At 54.5% G+C, this 20,326-nt stretch carries 14 protein-coding genes and 4 pseudogenes; all 18 read left to right on the top strand.

The genetic code is table 11. The annotated features are described in order from the left end of the window. Positions 1-4: 4 nt before the first annotated feature. On the top strand, positions 5-1,000 hold the full coding sequence (locus tag XI25_RS25665) for an ABC transporter ATP-binding protein (protein ID WP_046680850.1): 996 nt from the start codon (positions 5-7) through the stop codon (positions 998-1,000). Then, positions 997-1,937: pseudogene (locus XI25_RS25660) on the top strand (ABC transporter ATP-binding protein). The gene XI25_RS25665 and the pseudogene XI25_RS25660 overlap by 4 nt, the downstream one beginning before the upstream one ends. A gap of 167 nt (positions 1,938-2,104) precedes the next feature. Then, on the top strand, positions 2,105-3,736 hold the full coding sequence (gene bshC / locus XI25_RS25655) for a bacillithiol biosynthesis cysteine-adding enzyme BshC (RefSeq protein WP_046680849.1): 1,632 nt from the start codon (positions 2,105-2,107) through the stop codon (positions 3,734-3,736). A gap of 83 nt (positions 3,737-3,819) precedes the next feature. After that, on the top strand, positions 3,820-5,088 hold the full coding sequence (locus XI25_RS25650; protein WP_046680848.1) for an adenosylhomocysteinase: 1,269 nt from the start codon (positions 3,820-3,822) through the stop codon (positions 5,086-5,088). Positions 5,089-5,422: 334 nt separating this feature from the next. Further along, positions 5,423-5,861: pseudogene (gene mraZ, locus XI25_RS25645) on the top strand (division/cell wall cluster transcriptional repressor MraZ). 56 nt (positions 5,862-5,917) lie between these two features. Then, positions 5,918-6,871 (top strand): 16S rRNA (cytosine(1402)-N(4))-methyltransferase RsmH, encoded by a 954-nt coding sequence (rsmH, locus tag XI25_RS25640; protein WP_046680847.1) that lies wholly within the window; start codon positions 5,918-5,920, stop codon positions 6,869-6,871. A gap of 54 nt (positions 6,872-6,925) precedes the next feature. Next, positions 6,926-7,210, top strand: coding sequence for a hypothetical protein (locus XI25_RS25635; protein ID WP_235440411.1), 285 nt, complete (start codon positions 6,926-6,928; stop codon positions 7,208-7,210). Positions 7,211-7,481: 271 nt separating this feature from the next. Then, on the top strand, positions 7,482-7,958 hold the full coding sequence (locus XI25_RS35405) for a hypothetical protein (RefSeq protein ID WP_235440409.1): 477 nt from the start codon (positions 7,482-7,484) through the stop codon (positions 7,956-7,958). Next, positions 7,951-9,129, top strand: coding sequence for a peptidoglycan D,D-transpeptidase FtsI family protein (locus XI25_RS35400; protein ID WP_235440407.1), 1,179 nt, complete (start codon positions 7,951-7,953; stop codon positions 9,127-9,129). Before XI25_RS35405 ends, XI25_RS35400 begins: the two co-directional genes overlap by 8 nt. Then, complete coding sequence (locus XI25_RS35395; protein WP_235440405.1) at positions 9,110-9,601, top strand: PASTA domain-containing protein; 492 nt, start codon at positions 9,110-9,112, stop codon at positions 9,599-9,601. The genes XI25_RS35400 and XI25_RS35395 overlap by 20 nt, the downstream gene beginning before the upstream one ends. A gap of 86 nt (positions 9,602-9,687) precedes the next feature. Beyond that, a pseudogene (locus XI25_RS25625) lies at positions 9,688-11,635 on the top strand (stage V sporulation protein D). A 53-nt stretch (positions 11,636-11,688) separates the two neighbouring features. Next, on the top strand, positions 11,689-13,176 hold the full coding sequence (locus tag XI25_RS25620) for a UDP-N-acetylmuramoyl-L-alanyl-D-glutamate--2,6-diaminopimelate ligase (protein ID WP_046680846.1): 1,488 nt from the start codon (positions 11,689-11,691) through the stop codon (positions 13,174-13,176). Beyond that, the gene (locus XI25_RS25615) at positions 13,173-14,591 is read left to right on the top strand and encodes a UDP-N-acetylmuramoyl-tripeptide--D-alanyl-D-alanine ligase (protein WP_082112509.1); all 1,419 of its coding nucleotides are present in this window, start codon (positions 13,173-13,175) and stop codon (positions 14,589-14,591) included. Before XI25_RS25620 ends, XI25_RS25615 begins: the two co-directional genes overlap by 4 nt. 4 nt (positions 14,592-14,595) lie before the next feature. Then, positions 14,596-15,561: a phospho-N-acetylmuramoyl-pentapeptide-transferase gene (mraY, locus tag XI25_RS25610; protein WP_046680844.1), complete on the top strand. Its 966-nt coding sequence runs from the start codon at positions 14,596-14,598 to the stop codon at positions 15,559-15,561. Positions 15,562-15,563: 2 nt separating this feature from the next. Next, positions 15,564-16,986: pseudogene (gene murD, locus XI25_RS25605) on the top strand (UDP-N-acetylmuramoyl-L-alanine--D-glutamate ligase). A gap of 49 nt (positions 16,987-17,035) precedes the next feature. Then, positions 17,036-18,133: a stage V sporulation protein E gene (spoVE, locus tag XI25_RS25600; protein ID WP_046680843.1), complete on the top strand. Its 1,098-nt coding sequence runs from the start codon at positions 17,036-17,038 to the stop codon at positions 18,131-18,133. Positions 18,134-18,138: 5 nt separating this feature from the next. Further along, positions 18,139-19,248: an undecaprenyldiphospho-muramoylpentapeptide beta-N-acetylglucosaminyltransferase gene (gene murG / locus XI25_RS25595; RefSeq protein WP_046680842.1), complete on the top strand. Its 1,110-nt coding sequence runs from the start codon at positions 18,139-18,141 to the stop codon at positions 19,246-19,248. 161 nt (positions 19,249-19,409) lie between these two features. Then, entirely contained in the window at positions 19,410-20,315 is a 906-nt protein-coding gene (gene murB, locus XI25_RS25590) for a UDP-N-acetylmuramate dehydrogenase (protein ID WP_046680841.1), read from the top strand. Positions 20,316-20,326: the final 11 nt, after the last annotated feature.

Below are 20,326 nucleotides of genomic sequence, written 5' to 3'. Positions count from 1 at the left end.
AAATATGGAACCGATTTTGCAGGTGAAGGACCTTAACGTTTCATTTAACGTGCGCGGCGGAGAAGTGAAGGCTGTGCGCGGCGTTAATTTTGAAGTCGGCAAAGGAGAGACGGTTGCCATCGTAGGCGAATCCGGAAGCGGGAAAAGCGTTACCGCCCAGACGATCATGCGCCTGATCCCGTCCCCCCCTTCCATCATTAAAAAGGGCGAGGTCATCTTTCAGGGACAAGACCTTCTCAAGAAGACGAACAAACAGATGGAAAGCATCCGCGGAAAGGATATCGGGATGATTTTTCAGGATCCGATGACTTCCTTGAATCCGACGATTAAAATAGGCAAACAGATCACGGAGGTGCTCGTGAAGCACCAAAGCATGTCCAAAGCGGAAGCGAAAAAGCAAGCCATCGAAATGCTTAAGCTGGTCGGCATCAAAAATGCCGAGGAGCGCTTCGATCAATATCCGCACGAATTTTCCGGCGGCATGCGCCAGCGGGCGATGATTGCCATCGCCCTTGCCTGCAGTCCCGCCCTGCTTATTGCGGACGAGCCTACGACTGCGCTCGACGTGACGATCCAGGCGCAAATCATGGACGTCATGAAAGACATGCAGGAGCGCCTGGGCACATCCATTATCCTGATTACGCATGACCTGGGCGTCGTGGCCGGCATGTGCGACCGGGTGATCGTCATGTATGCGGGCGAGGTGGTGGAGACCGGCACCAAATGGGAGATCTTTAAAAACCCGCAGCATCCCTACACGAAAGGCCTTCTCCGTTCCATGCCGCGTCTGGACCAGAAGAAGGATGAGCCGCTGATCCCGATTATCGGCACGCCTCCCGACCTGATCAAGCCGCCGGCGGGTTGCCCGTTCTGCGCGCGCTGCGACGAGGCCATGAGGATCTGCGAGCGAATCGATCCGGGTGCGACCGAATTCAGCGACACGCATACGGCGCGCTGCTGGAATCTCCATCCGATGGCACGGGAGGGTCAGTCATCATGAAGAGCAATAACCTCATTGAAGTTCAAGGATTGAAAAAGTATTTTAACGTCGGCGGCGGCAAAATTTTGAAAGCCGTCGACAATCTCAATTTCAATATCCGCGAAGGCGAGACGCTTGGAATGGTTGGAGAATCCGGCTGCGGCAAATCGACTGCGGGGCGCACGATTCTCCGCCTGTATGAGCCTACCGCCGGCAGCGTCCATTTTAACGGTACCGACATTTACAAGCTGTCGCCGAAAAAAAATGAAGGCGATGCGCCGGGACATGCAGATGATCTTCCAGGATCCATACGCGTCGCTGAACCCCCGTTTTACCGTAACGGACATTATCGGCGAAGCGCTCGACATTCACGGCTTGGCCGGCAGCCGTGCCGAACGGAAAAAAACGCGTGGAGGAGCTGCTCGACATGGTCGGCCTGAACAGCGACCATGCGACGCGCTATCCTCACGAATTCTCCGGAGGCCAGCGCCAGCGGATCGGCATCGCACGCGCTTTGGCCGTGAATCCGAAATTCATCATCTGCGACGAGCCGATTTCTGCGCTCGACGTGTCGATTCAAGCGCAGGTGGTCAATCTGCTGAAAGACCTGCAGAACCGCCTCGGTCTGACTTACCTGTTCATCGCGCACGATTTGTCCATGGTCAAGCATATCAGCGACCGCGTTGCGGTCATGTACCTTGGCAAGATGGTGGAGCTGGCGGACAGCGAGGAGCTTTATGCCAACCCGATCCATCCATATACCAAAACCCTGCTGTCCGCCATTCCGATTCCCGATCCGGAAATCGAAGCGAACAAGAAACGCCTGACTATGGAAAACGATATGCAGGGTCCGATTTCCGCCGCCAAGGGGGAAGACGGCACCGTGGTTCTCAACGAGCAGGACACCGAATTGGTGGAGGTTTCAAAAGGCCACTGGGTCAGCAAAGCTTACGCCTAATCCGGCCTGAAGATAAAAGTGTCGGGCAGTTTCCAAGAAACCGTCAGCATCGTGCTGGCGGTTTTTCTTTCCCTTTGACGGAGAACATGATCATTCGGTACAATCAAAGAAGGCTTTACTAAAGTAAGTTCATAGGTTAGGTTGTAGCAGAATAGGAGGCATCCCTCATGAATATAGTTCCGGAGCCGTTATCAGGCGGCTCGCGGCTTTCGCATGATTATTTACACCGGCACGGCCAAGTAAGCGGCTTTTACGGCGGCAGCCACAAGGATCCGAAAAGCTGGGAAGAGCGGGCGCATTGGCTGGACCAGAGCGAAGACAAAAGAATCGGCCGTAAAGCGCTGGCTGACTGCCTGCGTTCATACAACGACATCCATAACCGTCATGAGGCCGTGCATAAGTCGATTGACCTGCTGGAACGCGAGGGCACGCTTGTCATTGCGGGAGGGCAGCAGAGCGGTCTGTTTACGGGCCCGATGCTCGTGATCTACAAAGCCGTCACCATCATTCAGGCGGCCCGCGAAGCGCAAGCAAGGCTGGACAGACCGGTTATTCCGGTATTCTGGATCGCCGGAGAGGACCACGACTGGGATGAAGTGAATCATACATATGTTCCGTCTTCCGATCTGCAGGTGACCAAGATCAAGATGGATGCCGCAGACGCCTCGCGCACTTCCGTCAGCTTTACGCCGGTGAATGGCCGGCAATGGGAGGCGGTTTTGAATGAAATGCAGGAGCTTCTCGCAGACAGCGAATACAAACAGGAGATCCTGACATCGCTCCGCGAGGCTGCTGAGCATTCCCGGGGCTTGACCGATGCCTTTGCCAAACTGATGGGCAAACTGTTCGGCAAGTACGGCCTTGTACTGCTGGACTCGGCGAACCCTATGCTGAGAAAGTTGGAAAAGCCGATTTTCGAGGGGATCATCAGGCAGGGCGGCGCTTTGGCCCAAGCTTACAGTCAAGCGGCCCGCGATTTGACGGGACTTGGATATGAACTTCAGGCCGAGGCGCATGAAAACGGGGCGAATCTTTTCTATCTCCACGATAACCAAAGGCTGCTTCTTTATAAAGAAGAAGGCAGGTTTACGGACCGCAAAGGCTTGATCTCCATGTCGGAAGGAGAGCTGTTGGCCGAGCTTGAAAAGCATCCCGAAAGGTTCAGCAACAACGTGCTGACACGGCCGTTGATGCAGGACTCCGTTTTGCCGGTGCTTGGGACGGTGCTGGGACAGGGAGAGATTGCTTATTGGGCGATTACGCGGTATGCTTTCGGTAAGTTCGGTCTTCAGATGCCGCTGATTTTGCCGCGGATGTCCTTCAGCCTGGTGGAGGATTCCTCGCTGAAGCCGATGGAAAAATTCGGCCTGACTTTTCAGGATGTGATGAACGACCTGCAGAGGAAACGCGAAGAGTGGCTGGCGGGGCAGGATCGCCTGGGTCTCGATGACCGCTTCCGGGAAACGAAAGACTCTTTTGAGAAACTGTATGAACCTCTCCTCCGGGACCTTGGCAGTTTGCAGCCGGGACTGTTAAAATTGGGAGAAAGCAATAAACAGAAAATTTTGGATCAGATGGATTTTCTGCTGAATAAATCCAAAGCTGCCCTGGAGCAGCAGCACGGTGCTTCGCTGCTCCAATGGGAGCGGATCGAAGCCGCTCTGGCTCCGCTTGGCAGACCGCAGGAGCGGGTTTATAACGCGTTTTATTATCTAAACCGCTTCGGATGGTCATTGGTGGATCGGCTCATGGAACTTCCTTATGACGATTCGGGGATTCACCGGGCCGTATATCTGTAATTCTTCGTTCATTGCCCAGGCTCTAAGCCCGCGGCTTGGATATGTTTTTTAAGGTCGGCAAAAAATGAAGGGGAGGCTGTGTTATGAGTTCCATGTCCATTCAGAATAGCGTGATTAAGGATTTGAAGTTGGCACCGGAAGGTCACTTAAAGATCGACTGGGTAGAAGCGCATATGCCTGTGCTCAACCGGGTTCGCAAACAGTTCGAGGAGGAGCTGCCGTTCAAAGGCCTCAAGGTTGCCATTTCCCTGCACCTGGAAGCCAAAACCGCTTACCTGGCCAAGGTCATTCAAGCCGGAGGGGCTGAAGTAACGATTACGGGAAGCAACCCGCTTTCCACGCAGGACGATGTTTGCGCGGCGTTGGTGGAGGACGGCGTAACCGTGTTCGCCAAATATAATCCCGAGCCGGAGGAATACAAGGAACTGCTGATCCGCGCGCTGGAGACCGCTCCCGATCTCCTTATCGACGACGGCGGCGACCTGGTCACCATTCTTCATGCCGAACGTCCGGATCTGTTAAAGAACATCCGCGGCGGCGCGGAGGAGACGACAACCGGTATCCTGAGACTGAAGTCTTTGGAAAAAGAGGGTGCTCTCAAGTTTCCTATGGTCGCGGTTAACGACGCTTTCTGCAAATACTTATTCGATAACCGTTACGGTACAGGCCAATCGGTATGGGACGGCATCAACCGGACGACCAACCTGGTCGTCGCCGGCAAAACCGTCGTCGTGGTCGGTTACGGGTGGTGCGGAAAAGGCGTAGCGATGCGGGCAAAAGGATTGGGAGCCAACGTGATCGTCACGGAAGTGGATGCCATCAAAGCCGTTGAAGCATACATGGACGGCTTCCGCGTCATGCCGATGCTCGAAGCCGCCAAGCACGGCGACTTCTTCGTAACCGTTACCGGCAACCGCGACGTGATCAGCGGCGAGCACTACGACGTGATGAAGGACGGAGCGATTCTCTCCAATGCCGGGCACTTTGACGTGGAGGTCAACAAACCGGATCTCGCGTCCCGTTCGCAGTCGGTCCGCACCGTCCGCCGCAACATCGAGGAGTACCAACTGAAGGACGGACGCAAAATTTATCTTCTGGCTGAAGGGCGTCTCGTAAACCTGGCGGCCGGCGACGGCCATCCCGCGGAAATCATGGATATGACGTTTGCCCTTCAAGCCTTGTCGCTGAAATATGTAAACGATCAGTATCAAAGCATCGGCAGCCGTGTCGTTAATGTTCCGTATGAGCTGGATGAACAGGTGGCACGTTACAAGCTGGAAAGTCTTGGGCTTGGCATCGATCAGCTGAGCGAGGAACAAAAATCATACCTGGACAGCTGGGCGCAGCACTAAAGAGCGGCTTTAAAAAATCGCGTTTATTTCCTCCGGAAGCATTTGAGTTGTGAATTTAGGTATGCAGTGGCCGTTTCCACTTCTTGTATTCGCTTCTTAAACCAAAGTTGGCGGTGAACTAACCCGAATCAGTGCTTTTACGGAGTTATGCGACGTGTCAGGAGCCTCATCCGATTCGAAAGAATCGGGCGGGGCTTTTTTTTTGCTGCTTGAAACTTCCAAAAAAACAATTTATCCATTGAAGGAATTTGATTCTTTGCGACGAATCTATTATCCTAAAGTGGTGGAAAGTGGTGCAAAGTGGGGAATCGGGGTTAAGGGGTGAGCGTGCCTGATGTTTATGGGGGAGTTTCAGCATAGCATCGATGATAAAGGGAGAATCACGATCCCGGCAAAATTTAGGGAACTCCTGGGTAGCTCTTTTGTCGTAACCCGCGGTTTGGACCAATGTCTCTTTGTATATCCCAGGGAAGAATGGGCCATCATGGAGCAAAAACTCAAATCCCTTCCGCTCATGAAGTCGGACGCCCGGGCATTTACCCGCTTTTTTTTTCTCCGGTGCGACGGAATGCGAATGGGATAAACAGGGAAGGGTAAATTTGCCGGGCAATTTGCGCGAATTTGCGAAGCTCGACAAGGAGTGCGTCGTGATCGGCGTATCCAGCCGGGTGGAAATTTGGAGCAAAGAGCAGTGGCAACAATACTATCAGCAGTCGGAGGAAGCGTTTAACGACATCGCTGAGAAGCTGGTCGATTTCGATTTCGACCTGTAACAACCCACGCTACATAGGCATGTTAGGTTGATTAGAAGATTATGGAGGGCTGCAGCTTGTTTCATCACATCACGGTGCTTAAGGAAGAAGCGACAGAAGGGCTGCGCATCAAACCGGACGGTATATATGTTGACTGTACTCTGGGCGGGGCGGGTCACAGCTCGCTGATCGCTTCCAGACTGGGCTCTCGGGGCCGGCTTATCGCGTTGGATCAGGACGATTGGGCGCTGGACAACGCGAAAGAGGTTCTGAAGCCTTATGGAGACAGGGTCACCTTGGTCAAAACGAACTTTCGCGATCTGGAGGAGGTGCTCCGAAGCGAAGTCCATCCTGACGGGGACGGGATTTCCCGTGTCGACGGCATTCTGTTTGATTTGGGCGTATCTTCTCCGCAATTCGACGAAGGGGAGAGAGGTTTCAGTTACAACCACGATGCACCGCTCGACATGAGGATGGACCAGTCGGCGGAGCTAACGGCCGCCGAGATCGTTAATGTTTGGCCGGAGCAGGAGATTGCGAGAATTTTGTACGAATATGGGGAAGAGAAGTTCTCAAGACGGATCGCCAAAGTGATTTGCGAAAGGCGGGTCAACGATCCCATTCAAACAACAGGTCAATTGGTCGATATGATTAAAGAAGGAATACCGGCTGCGGCGCGCCGCACGGGAGGCCATCCGGCCAAACGGAGTTTTCAGGCGCTGCGGATCGCGGTCAATGACGAGCTTGGCGCCTTTGAGGATGCCTTGCACCAGGCCGTGAAATGCCTTGCGCCCGGAGGACGCGTATCCGTCATTACCTTCCATTCCCTGGAAGACCGAATCTGCAAACAAATCTTTAACGGCTATATCCCGAAATGCACTTGTCCGCCCGATTTTCCGATGTGTGTTTGCGGCGGCGGAAAAGGCCTGCTGAAGCTGGTGAACCGCAAGCCTATCGCTCCAAGCGAGTCCGAAGTTGCATCTAACCCCCGCGCCCGTTCGGCCAAGCTGCGCATCGCGGAAAAATTATAACTAATTGTGAAAGTTCATTGTAACCAGAAAATCTAGAATAAGGAGAATGCAGCCATGGCCTACACACGCGGCAATTTGGCCGTACAAGAGCGGCAGACGGAACGCCCGTCCAGTTATGTCGAAAAGACGACGGTCATTAAACGCCGTTCGCAACTGCCCAAAAAAGAAAAGCTGTTATATCTGCTGTCCGTCATGTTTGTGGTGGGGATGATGGGATGGATCGGAATGAGCCACGTCAAGATTTACGAGCTCAACCGCCAAATCCAAAATTCGGATGCCGCGATCCGGGAAGCCAATAAAAACATTAACATTCTTCAGGTGAAAAAAACAGACGCTTGAGATGGGGATCGTGCAGAAAGCAAAGGAACTCGGCTATGTCCAAGCGGAGCAAGACGATGCCATCCACGTACATGACAATACCGGCAAATCAGTGACATCCAGTAGTACGTCGGGAAACTAGAACAGGTAGTGAGGTTGAACCGATGATAAAAAAAAATCAAACTGCGAACATTGCTGATAGGGGGATTTATTACCCTCTTTTTTGCTTTATTGATCGGACGTATTTTTTTGGCTGCAGGTCGTCGATAACGATTTCTGGCAGAAGGAGGCAATGAAGAAATGGAATCGTGAGCAGCCGCTTCCTGCTTCACGGGGCACGATCATGGACCGGGACGGCGATATTCTCGCGATGGACGCCCCTGCCTATACGGTCGTGGTCAATCCTAAGGTAATCCAGGCGAACAAAATGGAGGACGAGGTGGTGGAAGGCCTCCACGGTGTGCTCGGAAAGAAAGAGGACGAATTAAGGGAACTTGTCACCGCCAAGGATAAGGACGGGGCTTACCTTATCAACCGCGAGGTCCGCAATGAGGGCTTGAAGATCAATGAGGACAAGAAAAAGCAGGTGGAGGATCTCAAGAAAAAGCTTGAGGACAAGCTGCGGGCGGAAGGGAAGGTGCCGGATTCCGGAGTCAGCCTGATCGCGCAGAAAAAAACGCTTTTATCCAAGAAACAACCTGGCTGCCCATATTCTTGGATATACGGACCGTCAGGGCGTTGCCCAGGACGGGTTCGAATTAATGTTTGACGATGAACTGAAGGGCGTGGACGGCTTCGCCAAATACAAGAGCGACAAAAAGGGAGTCAAGATTCCTTCGGCCGACGAAGTGTACCAGCCTGCCAAAAATGGGAAAAATTTTATGCTGACGATCGATGATACAATCCAGTATTATATCCAGGATGCCATGCAGGAAGCCTACGACCAATTTCAACCGGTCAGTATGACGGTGATCGCGGCGGATCCGAATACCATGGAAATTCTAGGCATGGCGAATATGCCGACATTTGATCCGAATATTTATTGGGAGACAGAGGATTACGGGAATTTTTATAATCATGCCATCAGATCAACCTACGAACCCGGTTCGACATTCAAAATCGTGACCCTTGCAAGCGCCATTCAGGAAAACCTGTTTGATCCCGGCGCTTGGTACGTTTCCGGTTCCATTCGGGCGGGGGGCAGAACCCACTGGGACATCAAACGGGACGGATGGGGAACCATCACCTATCTGGAAGGGGTAAAAAGATCAAGTAACGTGGCGTTCGTTAAGCTGGGTTACGAGATGCTCGGCAAAGAGCGTTTGAAAAATTACATCAACCTGTTTGGATTCAGCGAGAAGACGGGAATCGACTTGCCGGGTGAGGTACTCGGACGGATGAACATGGAGCGCGATATCGATATATCCACCGTGCCTTACGGCTACGCGGTTTCGGTTACGCCGATCCAGCAGCTCGCGGCGATTTCCGCCGTGGCGAACGGGGGTAAGTTGATGAAGCCCCAAATCATCAAGGAAAAACAGGATCCGAACACCGGCAAGGTGGAAAAGGTTCAGCCGAAAGTGATAAGGCAGGTCATCTCTCCCGAAACGGCGAAAGAAACCGGCAAATACCTGGAACAGGTCGTAGCGGACCAGGATAAGGGAACAGGGAAATATGCATATATCGACGGTTACCGGGTAGCTGGAAAAACCGGTACCGCGGTGAAGGGGGATTACAGCGACCGCTCCAAACGGATCGTATCATTTATCGGATACGCCCCGGTCGACGATCCGAAAATCGCCGTGCTTGTCATCATTGACGAGCCGAACGAAAGAGATATCGGCGGAGGCAGAGCTGCTGCCCCCGTGTTCAAAAAAATCGTATCCCAAACGCTGAAATATTGGGGCGTGCCCAAAACGGATGCTGCGAAAAAAAAATGAAAAGAAGAACAAAGCCGCAGCTGCCGTCGTTCCGGATATGCGCGAAGCTCCCGATTTATCCGGGATGAAAGCGAACGACATCAAAACAAAGCTTTTGGAGGAAGGATTCGCTTTTGAAGTATTGGGCAAAGGCAGTACATTGAAGAAGCAGTACCCGCCCCCGGGAACTCCGATCGCTGCGGGTCAGCGGATATATCTTCTGACCGAGGATGAAAAGAAGATGAAAATTCCGGATCTTCGGGGGGGATCCCTCAGGGATGCCATAGACGTTCTGAACTTGATGAAGGTCAAGGCCGTTGTTCAGGGCGAAGGCTATGTCTCCGAACAGAAGGAGACGACCGAAAAAGGCTCCCGTGTCGTATATCTTACCCTCCGGCCGGCTGAGGAGACGGTAAAGGGCACGGCTTCATCTGCAGACGGCAAAGAGGAAGAGGCCACTGCAGGGAGCGAGGCTCAGGGAAACAAGGAATAGCTTGTTCTAACCCCTGGTTGTCCCGAATACTCATGAGATAAACACGGTTCATGACGATTAGGGTTCAATTGGGGGAGGGAAGCAAGTTGAAAGTATCTACGGTATCCCGGCGCCGCAGACTGCTCTGGAGCCTGCTGCTGCTGATCTTGATGTTCACTGCCCTTGTGGTCCGGCTTGCTTACGTGCAAATCGGCAAAGGGGCCGAATTGTCCGCGAAAGCGGAGGAATCCTGGCGACGGAATATTCCTTTTGCCGCCAAACGCGGAAATATCCTGGACCGCAATGGAGAGGCGTTAGTCACGAATATCAGCACACCGACCATTATGGCCATTCCGGTTCAAATCAAAGAGCCGGATAAAACGGCCAAATTGTTATCTTCCAAGCTGGGCATGAACGAGGCCGACGTGAAGAAGATCATTACGAAGCGGGGTTCCATGGTGGAACGAATCAAACCCGGCGGACGAAAAATTACGATGGAGCTGGCTCAGGAAATTCGTGATTTGAAGCTGCCGGGTATCGTTGTTGCTGAGGACAATAAACGATATTATCCTTACGGCGGCCTGGCGGCGCACATTCTAGGATTTACCGGCATCGACAACCAGGGCCTGACGGGAACCGAGAAGAAATACGACGATAAGCTCAGCGGCTTAAACGGGAGCATTTCCTACTTGTCGGATGCCGGAGGGCGGCTCATGCCCGGGTCTTCGGAAAAATACATGCAGCCGCGGGACGGGCTTCATCTGAAGCTTACCACCGACAAGTCCATTCAAGCCATCATGGAACGCGAGCTGGATCAGGCCATGGTCAAATACCAGGCCAATGCCAGTTGGGCCATTGCGATGAATCCGAAAAATGGCGAGATCCTGGCTATGGCGAGCCGTCCCGGCTATTCCCCGGGAAAGTATAAGGAATATGACGCGGAGGTCTACAACCGCAATCTTCCGATCTGGATGACCTACGAGCCCGGATCGACCTTTAAGATCATCACGCTTGCCGCTGCGCTTGAAGAAGGCAAAGTGGATTTGAAAAACGACCATTTTTTTTGATTCCGGCGCCGTCGAGGTAGGAGGAGCCAGGCTCCGCTGCTGGAAGAGAGGGGGACACGGAAGCCAAACATTCATGGAAGTCGTGCAGAACTCCTGCAACCCGGGGTTTGTCGCGCTCGGTCAAAAGCTGGGCAAAGAGACCCTTTTTCAATATATCCGTGATTTCGGCTTTGGAACGAAGACGGGCGTGGATCTGATCGGAGAAGAAAACGGGATCCTGTTCAAACTGTCGAGAGTAGGGCCGGTTGAGCTGGCTACCACCGCTTTCGGACAGGGCGTATCGGTGACGCCGATCCAGCAGGTGGCCGCGGTATCCGCCGCGATCAACGGCGGGAAGCTGTATACCCCGCATGTGGCGAAAGCCTGGGTTCACCCGGAAACCGGCGAGGTGGTGGACGAGGTGAAACCCGAGCCGGTCAGACAGGTGATTTCGGAAGAAACGTCCAAAAAGGTGAGGGAGGCGCTGGAGAGCGTCGTTGCCAAAGGGACGGGCCGTCCCGCATTCATCGACGGGTACCGGGTCGGCGGAAAGACCGGGACGGCCCAAAAGGTCATTAACGGCCGTTATTCCTCGACCGAACACATCGTATCCTTCATCGGCTTTGCTCCGGCGGACGACCCGCAGATCGTCGTGTACGCTGCCGTCGATAATCCGAAGGGAATCCAATTCGGCGGCGTCGTTGCCGCCCCGATCGTCCAGAACATCCTGGAGGACTCGCTGCACTACATGCAGGTTCCGCAGCGTAAAGACCAGCTGGCACGGGAATACAGATACGGGGAGACCCCGATTGTCACCGTGCCTGACCTAGTCGGCGCCACCGTTCAGGAATTATACGAAGAACTGAACATGAACTTCATGCTGGCGAAGTCGGGTACCGGCAATACGGTGATCAGCCAGGCTCCCAAGCCGGGAAGCCGGGTGGAGCGCGGTTCCACGATCCGGATATATATGGGGAATGCTTCTCCGGAAGAGGAGCATACGCATTAGTATCGCGTCGTAATGGATGCCGATACGAAGCGCGCACATATGGGGGGATGACGATGAAACTGAATGATTTGACATCCGTTTTGGCTGTCGCCGTTATCGTTGGTGAGGGGGAAACGCCCGTCTCCGGTCTTCAAACGGATTCCAGGCAAGTAAAGCCGGGGGACCTTTTTATTTGCCTCCAGGGTCACACCGTGGACGGCCATGATTTTGCGGAGGAAGCGAAGGAAAAGGGGGCGGCCGCCCTGGTCGTCGACCGGAAACTGGAAACGCCTCTTCCTCAGGTTCTTGTGAAGGACACCCGGTTTGCGCTGGCCGCCCTGGCGGACGTTTTTTACGGCCATCCCAGCCAAAAAATGACGATCATCGGCGTGACGGGGACAAACGGCAAAACCACCACAACCTATCTTATTGATAAAATCATAAGCGATTACGGACATAAAACCGGTCTGATCGGCACCATTCAAATGAAATACGGCGGCAGATCGTTCCGGATGTCGGGAACGACGCCGGAAGCGCTGGACCTGCAGAGGAGCTTGGACCGGATGGCACGGGCCGGGACCGAGTTTTGCGTGATGGAGGTGTCTTCCCACGCATTGGAGCAGGGGCGGGTCAAAGGAACGGATTTCCGGACCGCGGTATTTACGAACCTGACGCAGGACCATCTTGATTACCACCACTCGGTCGAAGAGTATCGTTCCGCCAAAGGATTGTTTTTTTCACGGCTTGGCAATGCTTTTGCCAAGGACCCCAAACAGCGGAAGTACGCCGTTCTCAACGCGGATGACCAAGCATCGGCACAATTTGCCAAGCTTACTGCGGCTGAAGTGATTACATACGGAATACGGCAGGAGGCCGACATACGGGCCTCGGAGATTTCGGTAACGGCTGGCGGAACTTCTTTTCATGTGCAGACGTTTCGCGGCAGCGCGGATATTTCCCTGAAAATGATCGGCAAATTCAATGTATACAATACGATGGCCGCGATAGCGGCGTCTCTCCTTGAAGGGGTCCCGATCGCGGACATCAAAAAAAGCCTGGAGGCGGTCCCAGGCGTGGAAGGACGGGTGGAGGCGGTGGATGAGGGCCAGCCGTTTGCGGTAATCGTGGATTACGCCCATACGCCGGACGGCCTTGAGAACGTGCTGCGGACGGTGCAGGATATCGCCGACGGCCGGATTATTACCGTATTCGGATGCGGAGGCGACAGGGACAAAGGCAAGCGTCCCATGATGGGAAAGATTGCCGCGCAGTTGAGCGATATCGTCCTTGTCACCTCCGACAATCCAAGAACGGAAGATCCGGAGCTCATCCTGAAAGACATTGAAGCCGGGTTGCTGGAGGCGGGGAAGGAGCCATCGCGTTACCAGCTTATCGTCGACCGCAGGGAGGCGATCAAAAAGGCTATTGAAATGGCAAGCCCGGGAGATGTAGTATTGATTGCGGGGAAAGGTCATGAGACCTATCAACTGATTGCGGGGGCCGTACTCGATTTCGACGACCGCATCGTTGCAAAAGAAGCGATAAGGGGCAGACAATTGTGATCCATACTAATTTGAGAAGCACTGCAGAGATGTGCGGCGGTGCGCTTATGCGAAACCATGATGAAGAAACGATGATCCAAGGAGTCTGCACGGACTCCCGAAAAATACAAAAAGGGTGCCTGTATGTCCCGCTCGCGGGCGAGCGGTTTGACGGCCATGATTTTGCGGCCCAGGCCTTGGCGGACGGCGCGGGTGCCGTTTTGTGGCAGCGCGATCGCGGCACGCCTCCGGACGGATCCGTAATCATGGTGGACGATACGCTGGCGGCTCTCCAGTCGCTGGCTTCGTCTTATCTTGGGCAAAGCGGCGTCAAGGTTGTGGGAATAACGGGGAGCAACGGAAAAACCACGGTCAAGGATATGGTCACGTCGCTGCTGGAAACCCGGTACAGGGTTCATAAGACGCAGGGCAATTTCAACAATCAGATCGGCCTGCCGTTAACGGTTCTGGCCATGCCGGAGGATACAGAAATCGTGGTGCTCGAAATGGGAATGAGCGGACGGCACGAGATCGAGCTGCTTTCATCCATCGCCCGGCCGGATGTTGCCGTCATTACCAATGTGGGCGAGGCCCATCTGCTGCAGCTCGGCTCAAGGGAAGAAATTGCCAGGGCCAAGATGGAGATTATCAGCGGCCTGAAGCCGGGAGGCCTCCTCGTATATCATGGGGATGAGCCGCTGCTGCATCAGGTGCTCGGCGAGCCTGCGACTCTAAAACCGGAAGATCTAAATATCTTCACCTTTGGAACGGGCGACCGCAACGATGATTATCCGACCGGCATGATGTTCCATGCCAGAGGGATGATCTTCACTTCCAGCCGTCATGCCGGAGAAGGCATCAGCCTCCCCCTGCTGGGGCGCCACAATGTGGTTAATGCGCTGGCGGCCCTTGCCGTAGCCCGTCATTTCGGGATAAATGACGATCAAATCCGCCAAGGACTGACCGGCTTGAAGCTGACAAGCATGCGCATCGAATGCATCGAGACGGTGCACGGCGTTACGGTGCTGAACGATGCATACAACGCCAGCCCGATGTCCGTCAAGGCGGCACTGGATGTCCTCGCGGACATGAAAGGGTACCGCCGCCGGATTGCCGTGCTTGGGGACATGCTTGAGCTTGGAAGCGGCGAACGGGATTTCCACGCCGAAATCGGGAATTACTTGTCGCCGGAGCGCATTGACCTGGTGTATACTTACGGCCCGTTATCCCTTCATGTGGCGGAGGCAGCCAAATCCCGCCTTCCGGAAGGCCGGGTACAGGCATTTACGGATAAAGAAAGATTGATCGACGCGGTATGCGGCGAAGTATCCGAAAAGGATGTCGTTCTCGTTAAAGCTTCGCGCGGCATGAAACTGGAAGACGTCGTTGAGGCATTAAAAAGCCTGACCGGCGGGAAGAACGACGTTAGGGGGTGATTTCATGGACTTTCAACTGTTATTGCTGACGATCGGCGTATCGTTCATACTTGCTGTCATTTCCGCACCGTTGCTGATTCCGTTGCTTCGCCGGATGAAATTCGGTCAGCAGGTTCGGGACGACGGTCCGCAGAGTCACCTGAAAAAAGCCGGCACGCCGACGATGGGCGGCGTCATTATTCTATTGGCCTTTACACTGACTTTTATTAAATTTTCGCCCGTCGATACGAATTTCTATGTCCTCCTTGTGGGCGCGCTCGGTTTCGGGTTGGTAGGCTTTCTTGATGATTACGTCAAAATCGTATTCCGCCGCTCCTTGGGATTGACGGCCCTTCAGAAGCTGTTCGGACAGCTTCTGTTTGCAGGGATAATGTGCTGGCTGCTTATTTCAAACGGGCACAGCACCGCGATCGGCGTACCCGGTACGGAGTGGTCTTTTGACTGGGGACCGTGGTTCTACTATCCGTTTATCGTGATCATGATGCAGGCGGTAAGCAACGCGGTCAACTTTACCGATGGCGTGGACGGCCTGCTCTCGGGCGTCAGCGCGATTGCGCTGGGTGCTTATGCGTTGGTGGCCATACAGTCCACATCGTTTTCGGCGGGGTTTGGCGCGGCGGCGATGATCGGGGCGGTATTGGGATTTTTGGTATTCAACGCTCATCCGGCCAAAGTATTCATGGGCGACATCGGTTCCCTGGGGATCGGCGGCGCGATCGGGGCTATCGCCATCGTCACCAAAAGCGAACTGCTCTTTCTTGTTATCGGCGGCGTATTTGTCATCGAAATGCTGTCGGTTGTGCTTCAGGTGGCTTCTTTCAAATTGAGAGGCAAGCGTATTTTCAAAATGAGTCCGATTCACCACCATTTTGAATTGTCCGGCTGGTCGGAATGGCGGGTAGTCATTACGTTTTGGGCTGTGAGCCTTCTTTTGGCGGGTCTTGGACTCTATATTAACAAGGGGTTGTAGAAATGAAGCATCCAGAATTTTACCGGGGAAAAGAAGTTGTCGTCCTGGGACTCGCCAAAAGCGGAGTGCAGGTGGCCAAGGTGCTGCACCGGGCGGGAGCGGTAGTTACGGTCAATGACCGGAAAGAAAGGGAGGAGTGTCCCGAAGCTTCGGAGCTTGAGGCTTTGGGCATTTCCGTTATTAACGGCGGCCATCCGGAGGGGCTGGTCCATCCGGGCGTTTCCCTGCTCGTTAAAAATCCGGGCATTCCATACCATGTGGCGCCTGTCGTTAAGGCACAGGAACTAGGCATTCCCGTCGTAACGGAGGTCGAGGTGGCCTATCACATCTGCCGTGCACCGATGATCGGCATTACCGGCTCCAACGGCAAGACAACGACGACGACATGGGTCGGCAAGCTGCTCGAGGCTGCGGGCAAATCGCCGATTGTCGCCGGCAATATCGGAACCCCATTGTGCCAAGCCGCTGAAGAAGCGGAGCAAGACAACTGGATGGTTGTAGAACTCAGCAGCTTCCAGCTCAAGGGAACGGAAGATTACCGCCCGCGTATAGCCTGCCTGCTGAACGTAGCGGAGACGCATTTGGATTATCACGGGGGGGATGGATGATTATGTATCCTCCAAGGCTAAGCTGTTCAGCAATCAGACGGCGGAAGATACCGCCGTGCTGAACTGGGATGATCCGGTATGCCGGAGCCTCGTGCCTTACATCAAAGCGCATATTTTGCCTTTCTCGACGAGCGAGGCTCTTCGCGAGGGCGTGCATGTGGTTCCGCCATACTTGCCCGGGGTGGAAGACGGGATCGGACGTACCGTGGTATATACGGACGATCAAGGCTTTACCCATGAGATCATTTCGGTCGAAAACATCGGATTGCCGGGCCGCTTCAATGTGGAAAACGCTCTTGCCGCCTGTGCCGTAGCGATTGCGGCCGGTGCGGACGTATCTTCCCTGGCAGGTCCGCTTGCCGATTTCCGGGGGGTGGAGCACCGTCTGGAATTCGTGAAGAACATCGGAGGCGTAGATTATTACAACAATTCCAAAGCGACCAACTCGAAAGCAACGAACATGGCGCTCACCTCGCTCAACCGTCCGATCGTGCTGATTGCGGGTGGTTTGGACAGAGGCTCGGATTACGAGGAGCTGGTACCGTCGCTGAAAGGCCGCGTCAAAGCCGCCGTGCTTCTTGGCGAAACGAGGGAGAAAATCGCGAGAGCTGCGGAACAAGCGGGATTAAAGGAAATCGTCCTCGTCGATAATGAGAAGGACGCCGCCGCTGTGCTGACCGCCGCCGTGAGAAAAGCCGCGACATTGGCGGAGGAGGGGGATATCGTCCTTCTGTCTCCCGCCTGCGCAAGCTGGGACATGTTTCCTTCTTATGAGGTGCGTGGACGCATTTTTAAAGAGGCGGTGCATAATCTGTAAGTAGGGGGGTGGAAAAGCCCCTACTTCGTATGCTAAAGGTGGCCTCTTCATGAACAAGAACCGTCCGGCGCCGGATTTGTGGCTCCTGATTAGTATTTTGGCCCTGCTAACCATCGGAATCGTCATGGTTTACAGCGCGGGGTCCGTACTTGCTTTTCATGACTATGGAGATCGGTTTTATTTTGTCAAGAGGCAGCTTCTGTTCGCCGGTTTAGGACTGGCTGCCATGTATTTTACGGCCAATACGGACTTTCGCGTATGGAAAAAGTATGCGAAGCTCGGCCTTCTGGTCTGCTTTTTCATGCTGGTCATCGTTCTGATTCCGGGGATCGGCGTCGTGCGCGGAGGTGCCCGAAGCTGGCTCGGCATCAGTTCATTCGGTATCCAGCCGTCGGAATTCATGAAACTCGGCATGATCTTATTTCTTTCCAAGTGGCTCAGCAGGGAGGGTTACGATATTACCTCCTTCACGAAAGGGCTGATGCCGCCGCTCGGTCTGATCGGACTGGCCTTCGGCCTGATCATGCTGCAGCCGGATCTGGGAACCGGGGCCGTCATGTTGGGGGCCGCGCTCATGATCGTGTTCGCGGCAGGCGTCCGGATGAAGCACCTCGGCTTTCTTGCTTTAGGCGGTGCCGCCGGCTTCGTGGGCCTCATTCTGACGGCGCCGTACCGGTTGAAACGGATTACGGGCTTTCTGGATCCGTGGTCGGATCCGCTGGGAACGGGATACCAGATTATTCAATCCCTGTATGCCATCGGGCCCGGCGGCCTTGGGGGACTTGGCCTCGGCATGAGCCGCCAGAAATACAGCTATGTGCCGGAGCCGCAGACCGACTTTATCTTTGCCATTTTGGCGGAGGAGCTTGGCTTTATCGGCGGGCTGATCGTCCTGCTCTTGTTCCTCATCCTGGTATGGCGGGGGATGCGGGTGGCGATGACCGTCAGCGACGGCTTCGGAAGCTTTCTGGCTGTCGGCATTATCGGCATGGTCGCCATTCAAGTCGTCATCAATATCGGAGTCGTTATAGGCCTCATGCCTGTAACGGGAATCACGCTTCCGCTGATCAGCTATGGAGGCAGCTCCCTGACGCTGATGCTGACCGCGCTCGGCATTTTACTAAATATATCCCGTTATGCGAGGTGAACGGCATGCGTGTCGTATTAACTGGCGGCGGAACGGGGGGGCATATATACCCCGCCGTCGCCATTGCGAGGCAATGTGAAGCGGAGGAACCCAATGCCGCTTTTTTATATATCGGCAGCAAACAGGGCTTGGAAAGCAAGCTTGTTCCACAGGAAAATCTACCGTTTGAGAGTATCGACATCACGGGATTCCGCCGAAAGCTGTCGTTTGATAACGTTAAGACCGTCATGCGGTTTCTGAAGGGAGTATCCGCAAGCAAGAAGCTGCTTTCCGACTTTAAACCGGATATTGTCATCGGTACCGGAGGCTATGTATGCGGCCCGGTCGTTTACGCCGCGTCAAAACTGGGCATTCCGACGATTATCCATGAGCAGAATGCCATTCCGGGACTCACTAACCAGTTTTTGAGCCGGTATGCTTCAACGGTTGCCGTCAGCTTTGAAGGTTCGGAAAGCTCTTTTCCCAAAGCCAAGCGCGTCGTTTATACCGGGAATCCTCGGGCGACGACCGTACAGTCGGCCAACCGCGAGCGGGGCTTCGCTTCGCTCGGCATTCCGATGAACAGCCGGATCGTGCTTATCGTCGGCGGAAGCCGTGGAGCAAAAGCGATCAATGCCGCGATGATCGGCATGGCTCCGAAGCTGAAGCTGTTGCCGGACGTCCACTTTGTGTATGTTACCGGCGAGCTTTATTTCGAAGGAACCCGCGAGGCGGTCCGCAGCGAGCTTGGTACGATGCCGAACCATCTCCATGTCGTGCCTTACGTGCACAACATGCCGGAGGTTTTGGCCGCCACCTCGCTTATTGTCAACCGGGCAGGGGCCTCCTTCCTTGCGGAAATCACCTCGCTCGGCATCCCGTCCGTGCTGATTCCGTCGCCGAACGTGACGAACAACCATCAGGAGGCGAATGCGCGGCGGCTCGAAGATGCAGGGGCATCCTCGATGATCCTGGAGAAAGATTTGACGGCGGATCATCTCTTTGCCCGGATTGAAGAAATCATGAGCAGTCCCGGGATGCGCGAGTCCATGTCAAATGCCTCCCGCTTGCTGGGAAAACCGGACTCGGCCGCCGTTATCATCCAGGAAATCCGCCGGTTGATCCGCAGCCGCTAAAACGGTTGGGCGATTGTCACACACCTATGGAGCCCTACATAAGATACTCTATAATCGTGACAATCTCACCCGAGCGGGCCGGTTTCATCCAAAAAGCGGCCATCTCTTCGCTAGCCGAGGAATGGCCTTTTCGGTTTTGAAGTCAAGGAGGTATCTGCAAGATGCAGCAGTTGAAATCACTATTATCGCAATCTAACGTCGGAGCACAATTTTGGAACGAACCGCTGGCGAAATATACAACGTGGAAAATCGGGGGGCCTGCCGATTGTTTGTTTGTCCCGGAAACGAAGGAACAGCTGGCGAAGCTGATCTCCATCCTCCACGCCCACGATGTTCCATGGACCCAGCTGGGACGGGGATCCAACATGCTTATATCCGATAAGGGTATTCGCGGAGCCGTCATTAAGCTGGGACAGGGATTCGATGAGGCAGCCTTCAACGGTGACATGGCGGAAGCCGGAGGAAGCATGTCATTCGTAAAGTTAAGTGTTCTGGCCGGAAAAGAAGGATTAACCGGTCTGGAGTTCGCGGGAGGCATACCGGGATCGGTCGGAGGGGCAGTTTACATGAACGCCGGCGCCCACGGGTCTGATGTGTCACGCATATTTAAGTCCGCTGACATTGTACTGGAGACAGGGGAATTGGTTCATCATGCTGCGGAGGACATGGAGTTCGATTACCGCCATTCCGTCCTGCACGGGAAAAAGGGGATCGTGGTCCGGGCGGTGTTTCAGCTCCGGCATGGCGACCGCAGGGAAATTTCGGCGACCATGGCGTCCTATAAGGACCGCCGGAGGCGTACGCAGCCGCTTCAATCCGCTACGGCCGGCAGCGTGTTCCGGAATCCGCCCGGCGATCATGCCGCACGGTTAATCGAAGCGGCGGGCCTTAAGGGGCATCGGATCGGAGGCGCCGAAATTTCCAAACAGCATGCCAATTTCATTGAGAATACCGGTCAAGCGACAGCAGAGGACGTGCTCGCCCTGATGAAGAAGGTTCAGGAGACCATTGCCGAGAGAAACGGAATCACGTTGGTTCCCGAAGTCTATGTCATGGGAGAGCGGTAAACTCGGAGGTG

It is taken from the genome of Paenibacillus sp. DMB20 (assembly GCF_000987955.1).
Lineage (GTDB): Bacteria > Bacillota > Bacilli > Paenibacillales > Paenibacillaceae > Paenibacillus_AQ.
This window is presented reverse-complemented; position numbering and strand designations above follow the sequence as displayed.